This is a genomic window from Streptomyces anandii JCM 4720 (genome assembly GCF_014650655.1).
Lineage (GTDB): Bacteria > Actinomycetota > Actinomycetes > Streptomycetales > Streptomycetaceae > Streptomyces > Streptomyces anandii.
Genome location: NZ_BMVJ01000007.1, coordinates 58,512 through 64,401 on the forward strand (window position 1 = coordinate 58,512; position 5,890 = coordinate 64,401).

The window sequence follows — 5,890 nt, forward strand, 5'->3', positions numbered from 1 at the left end:
GCCCACCGCTACCTCGAGTGGTACCAGACCGACGGCTTCCTGTTGGAGCACTGCCCGGCCGACCGCTCCGCGCTGCCCGAGGTCCGCCGCACGGTCGGCACCCTGCGGGCCCTGCGTGACGATGCCCACATCGTGCTCGGCCACGGCACCCACCCGTACCCCGGCTACGCGGAGAACGCCGACCAGCTGGTGACCTTCCGCGGTCCGTGGAGCGACTACCGCTGGTCGCAGGTCGCGGAGTGGACCGCCGACCACCCGCCCGAGCGCTTCTGCCACTTCGTGCACGGCGTCCCGGGCGGGCACCTGGACGAGGCGCTGCGCATCGCCCGCTGGCAGGGCGCGGCGACGATCTGGTTCACCGATCGCACCGACCGTGGCGGCGAAGCGGACCCCTGGGAGGCCCTGCCCGGCTACTGGGACGACATCGTCTCGCGCATCGGAACGGGTGTCTCGGAATGAAGAAGGCCGTGGCAGTGTTACGGAGAGAACAACCGTAGTGATAGACCGACCAACGGAGTCCCCGTGTCGCTGCCACCCCTGGTCGAGCCGGCCCCCGAGCTCACCGTAGACGAGGTCCGCAGGTACTCCCGCCACCTGATCATCCCCGATGTGGGGATGGACGGGCAGAAGCGGCTGAAGAACGCCAAGGTGCTGTGTGTGGGCGCCGGCGGCCTGGGTTCGCCGGCGCTGATGTACATGGCCGCGGCCGGTGTGGGCACGCTCGGCATCGTGGAGTTCGACGAGGTCGACGAGTCGAACCTGCAGCGCCAGGTCATCCACAGCCAGGCCGACATCGGCCGCTCCAAGGCCGAGTCCGCCCGTGACACCGTCAAGGGCATCAACCCGTACGTGAACGTGGTCCTTCACGAGGAGCGGCTCGAGGCCGACAACGTGATGGACATCTTCGGCCAGTACGACCTGATCGTCGACGGCACGGACAACTTCGCGACCCGCTACCTGGTCAACGACGCGTGCGTGCTGCTGAACAAGCCGTACGTATGGGGCTCGATCTACCGCTTCGACGGCCAGGCCTCCGTCTTCTGGTCCGAGCACGGTCCCTGCTACCGCTGCCTCTACCCGGAGCCCCCGCCCCCCGGCATGGTCCCCTCCTGCGCCGAGGGCGGCGTGCTCGGCGTGCTGTGCGCGTCCATCGGCTCCATCCAGGTCAACGAGGCCATCAAGCTGCTGGCCGGCATCGGCGAACCGCTGGTCGGCCGCCTGATGATCTACGACGCCCTGGAGATGCAGTACCGCCAGGTCAAGGTCCGCAAGGACCCGAACTGCGCGGTCTGCGGCGAGAACCCGACCGTCACCGAGCTCATCGACTACGAGGCCTTCTGCGGCGTCGTCTCCGAGGAGGCCCAGGCGGCGGCCGCCGACTCGACGATCACTCCCAAGCAGCTCAAGGAGTGGATCGACGACGGCGAGAACATCGAGATCATCGACGTCCGCGAGCCCAACGAGTACGAGATCGTCTCCATCCCGGGCGCCCGGCTGGTCCCGAAGAACGAGTTCCTCATGGGCACCGCCCTGGAGAGCCTGCCGCAGGACAAGAAGATCGTCTTGCATTGCAAGACGGGTGTCCGCAGTGCGGAAGTCCTCGCCGTGCTGAAGTCCGCGGGCTTCTCGGACGCCGTGCACGTCGGCGGCGGCGTCATCGGCTGGGTCAACCAGATCGAGCCGGAGAAGCCGGTCTACTGAGCAACGGCTCGCCACGACTGCCGGTCGGCGGGGGTCTCGCGCACCACGGGTGCACGGGGCCCCCGCCGTCGTCATGAGCAGACCTTGCCGTCCTCGGGCACCGTTCCCTTGAGCAGATAGGCGTTCACCGTCGAGTCCACGCAGTCGCTGCCGCTGCCGTACGCGCCGTGGCCCTCGCCCTTCCAGGTGAGCTCCACACCGACGCCCTTGCCGAGCCCGTCCGCCATCTTCCGGGCGCCCTCGTAGGGCGTCGCGGGGTCCCCGGTGTTGCCGACCACGAGGATCGGCGCCGCGCCCGCCGCGCCGACCAGCGGGTGGTCGTACTGCCCGGCCACAGGCCAGTCGTGGCACCAGCCGGCCGTGTCCCAGCCCATGAAGTCGCCGAACACGGGCGAGACCTTCTCGAACTCGGGCAGCAGCCGCCTGGTCTGTTCCGGCGTCGGCCGCTGCCTGTCGTCCAGGCACGATATGACTCGTTGGGAGTGGGTCGTCGTGCCGTAGTGGCCCGAGGCGTCACGGTCGTTGTAGGCGTCGGCCAGTGACAGCAGGCCGGTGCCGTCCCCCTTCTCCGCGGCGGCCAGGGCACCGGTCAGCATCGGCCAGCTGTCCTTGCTGTAGAGCGGCAGCACGATGCCGGTGAGCGCCAGCGTCTGCGACAGCCTGCGGCCGGACGCGGTGGCGAGCGGCTCGGCGTCGATGCGCTTCAGCAGGGCGGCGATCCGCTGCGAGCCCTGCTCGGGGTCCTGGCCGGTGGACTTCAGGTAGTCGTCCAGCGCGCGCTGGAAGCCCCTGGTCTGGTTGAGCGCGTGGCCGACCGAGTCGGCGGTCGGGTCGACGACCGCGTCCAGGACCATCCGCCCCACGTGCCCGGGGAACAGATGGGCGTAGACACCGCCGAGCTCGGTGCCGTAGGAGATGCCGAAATAGTGCATGCGCGTGTCGCCGAGGACCTGGCGCATGAGGTCCATGTCCCGGGCGGTGTCGGTCGTCGAGACGTGGCCGAGCAGTTTGCCGGCGGCCTTGGCGCAGCCCTTGCCGAAGTCGACGGCGTCCTGGAGGTAGGCGCGCTCCTCGGCCGGGGTGTCGGGCGTGGTGTCGATGGACTCGGCGGCCTGGATGCGGCGGTCGCTGCGGCAGCGCACGCCCTCGCTCCCGGCGACCCCGCGCGGGTCCCAGCTCACCAGGTCGTAGTGCTGCCGCAGGTCGCCGGCGAGGGCGGCGTACGACGGCATCGTGGCCACGCCGGAGGCGCCGGGGCCGCCGAAGTTGAACAGGAGCGACCCTGTGCGCTCGCCGGTGGCCCTGGCCCGGATGAGGGAGAGGCCGATGGTCTCGCCGCCCGGCCGCGACCAGTCCAGGGGCACCTTGATCCTCGCGCACTGCCAGTCGCCGCCGGGCGCGGTGGACGTGGCAGTGGCTTTGCAGCGGCCCCAGGCCAGGTGCTGCGAGGTGAGCGAGGCGGGCAGGTGGGAGGAGGCCGCGCCTTCCGAGGCCGGCGAGGCCGTGGCCGAGGGATCGGGCCGGCCCTTCCCCTCGTCACCGGTTCCGCCGGACGACCCCCCGCTGCACCCGGACAGCAGCACCGCGGCCAGGGCCGCGGCCGCCCACTTCGTCACACGCGACATGGCTTCCCCCTCACTGCTCCCACGGATCGGCCGCGGAAAGCGATGGGGCCATCGTAGGCGGAGCGAGCCGCGCCGGTGCCGGCCTGTGGATAACGCTTTGACCTGCTAGTTTGCTGCCCGGATGAGGTGTGCGGCGGGCCGCTGCCGACCGGGCCGGCCGGTCCTGGCTAGGTGCAGACCGTTCCGGCCGCGGGCACCTTTCCGTCGAGCAGGTAGCCGTTCACCGCGTTCTGCACGCACGGGTTCTTGCTGTCGTAGGCGCCGTGCCCCTGGCCCTTGTACGTGAGTTCCACCGCGACGCCCGGACCCAGCGCGTCCGCCATCTTCCTCGCGCCCTCGTAAGGCGTCGCCGGATCGCCGGTGTTGCCCACGACCAGGATCGGCGCCGCGCCGGGGGCAGCGACGTCGGGGTGGTCCGCCGCGCCCGGCACGGCCCAGTCGGTGCAACTGAGCATGCCCCAGGCCAGGAAGTCCCCGAACAGCGGCGAGGCGGCGCGGAACTCGGGCAGCTTCTGCTGGACGTACGCCGTGTCGTAGCGCTGTTTCTCGTCGGAGCAGTTGATGGCGGCGTTCGCGGCACCGATGTTGCTGTACTCGCCGTTCTCGCTGCGGCCGTTCATCGCGTCGGACAGCAGCATGAGGATCTTGCCGTCACCGGCGTAGGCCTGCTGCAGTCCCTCGGTCAGCGGCTGCCACAGATCCTTGGAGTACAGGGCCTGCGCGATGCCGTTGGTGGCGGCCGTCTGGGTCAGCCGGCCCGGGAAGACGCCCGGGATCGGCTTGGTGTCCAGGTCCTTCAGCAGCTTCGCGATGCGGTTCTCGACGTCCTGCACGCTGTCGCCGACGGGGCACTTGGTGCTCTTCGAGACGCAGTCGCGGGCGAAGTTGTCGAGGGCGAGCTGGAAGCCCCTGGCCTGGCCGAGCGAGGCCTGCTCCGGGTTCTGCGTGGGGTCGACGACCGCGTCCAGCACGGCCCGGCCGACGTGCCGGGGGAACAGGTGGGCGTAGACGCCGCCGAGTTCGGTGCCGTAGGAGATGCCGAAGTAGTGGAGCTTCTGGTCGCCGAGGACCTGGCGCATGAGGTCCATGTCGCGGGCGGCGTCGGTGGTGCGCACATGCGGGAGGATCTTCGCGGAGTTCTTCTCGCACGCCGCGTTGAACTGCTTGGTGTTGTTCAGGAACGTGCCGCGCTCGGCGGTGTCGTCGGGCGTCGCGTCCTGCTGGAAGTACTGGTCGAGCTGTGCGTCGCTCTCGCAGAGCACGCCCGCGCTGCGGCCCACCCCGCGCGGGTCGAAGCTCACCAGGTCGTAGCGGGTGCGGAGTTTGGCGTAGTCCTGGCCGACCGCGGGCAGCGTGCTGACCCCGGAGCCGCCCGGCCCCCCGAAGTTGAAGATCAGCGAGCCGATGCGCGTGCCGGGCCCGCTCGCCTTCGCCCTGATCAGCGCGATGCCGATGGTGTCGCCCTTGGGCTTGTTCCAGTCCAGCGGCGCCCGCATGGTCGCGCACTGCCAGGTGCCGCCGCCCGGCAGCGGGGACGGCGCGTCTCCGCCGCCCTCCGAGGCGGACGGGGGCGGGCAGTCCTTCCAGTCCAGCTTCTGGGCCGTCAGATCCCCGCCCTTGGCGCTTCCGTCCCCGCCACCGCCGCAGCCGGCCAGAACGGCGGACAGCAGGGCGGCGGTTGCGGTCAGGGCGGCGGCACGCAGCCCGCGGCGGTTCTGCATACGTCCATCCTCACGCCGCGGGTGGTCTCCCGCGCGGGGCGCGGGCCGACCGGAGTAGCAGGGGACCGCCCACCGGAGGCCCGCCGGCTCCCTACAGCGAGCCCTTGCGCGTCAGGTGGTTGAAGGCCAGCCAGCCCGGCAGCACCGGCAGCCACAGGGTCAGCAGCCGGAACATCAGCACCGCGGGTGCGGCCACCTCCTTGGGCAGCCCCACGGCGATCAGGCCGACCGTGAGGGTCGCCTCGACCGCGCCCACGCCGCCCGGGGTGGGCGCGGCCGAACCGAGCGCGTTGCCGGCGAGGAAGACCACCGCGACGCTGGCGATGCTCAGGGACGTCGACTGGTCGCCGAAGGCCCGGATAGAGGCGTCCAGGCACATCACGAAGCAGAAGGTCAGCAGCAGCATGCCGCCGATGCCGGTGACGAGCTTCTGCGGCCGCTGCAGCACGTCGAGCATGCGCGGCACGACACCCGCGAAGAGCGAGCGCACGCGCGTGACGACGAATTTGCGCAGGAACGGCACCGAAGTGACCACCAGCACGAGCACCGCGACCGTCAGCAGACCCGCGATGACGGTCCGGGAGGGCGAGAGCGACGGCGTCTTCTCGGTGCCGGTCAGGTAGCCGAAGGACAGCAGCATCAGGATGTGGCAGCCGAGCCCGAACAGTTGCGAGGCGCCGACACTGGCCACCGCGAGTCCCGGCCGCACCCCCGCGCGCTGCAGGAAGCGGGTGTTCAGCGCCACGCCGCCCACCGCGGCCGGCGCGACGATCTTCACGAACGACCCGGCGACCTGCGCCGCCACGGTCCGCACGAACGGCACCCGCTCCGGCACGAACCCCA

General features: G+C 70.9%; 5 protein-coding genes. 2 read left to right on the plus strand and 3 right to left on the minus strand.

Translation table 11 applies throughout. From position 1 onward, the window contains the following. The coding region (locus tag IE249_RS37270; RefSeq protein ID WP_229858490.1) for a spherulation-specific family 4 protein at positions 1-459 on the plus strand (459 nt) is incomplete at its 5' end. A 63-nt stretch (positions 460-522) separates the two neighbouring features. Next, positions 523-1,701 carry an adenylyltransferase/sulfurtransferase MoeZ gene (gene moeZ / locus IE249_RS14755; RefSeq protein WP_189705277.1) on the plus strand — a complete coding sequence of 393 codons (1,179 nt, stop codon included), beginning with the start codon at positions 523-525 and terminating at the stop codon, positions 1,699-1,701. A gap of 71 nt (positions 1,702-1,772) precedes the next feature. Here the strand turns inward: moeZ and IE249_RS14760 are convergent, their stop codons facing one another. From IE249_RS14760 to IE249_RS37275, 3 genes are all read right to left on the minus strand, one after another. After that, the gene (locus tag IE249_RS14760; protein WP_189705278.1) at positions 1,773-3,326 is read right to left on the minus strand and encodes an alpha/beta hydrolase; all 1,554 of its coding nucleotides are present in this window, start codon (positions 3,324-3,326) and stop codon (positions 1,773-1,775) included. Between the two features lie 167 nt (positions 3,327-3,493). Beyond that, positions 3,494-5,047 carry an alpha/beta hydrolase gene (locus IE249_RS14765; protein WP_189705279.1) on the minus strand — a complete coding sequence of 518 codons (1,554 nt, stop codon included), beginning with the start codon at positions 5,045-5,047 and terminating at the stop codon, positions 3,494-3,496. 91 nt (positions 5,048-5,138) lie between these two features. Further along, positions 5,139-5,890, minus strand: a 752-nt coding sequence (locus IE249_RS37275) for a lysylphosphatidylglycerol synthase transmembrane domain-containing protein (RefSeq protein ID WP_229858491.1), incomplete at its 5' end; no start/stop codon positions are given.

What these genes read in the sequence shown, in the direction of transcription:
- IE249_RS14765 (WP_189705279.1), bottom strand. Translation starts at nt 5,047, where the DNA reads ATGCAGAACCGCCGCGGGCTGCGTGCCGCCGCCCTGACCGCAACCGCC.
- IE249_RS14760 (WP_189705278.1), bottom strand. Translation starts at nt 3,326, where the DNA reads ATGTCGCGTGTGACGAAGTGGGCGGCCGCGGCCCTGGCCGCGGTGCTG.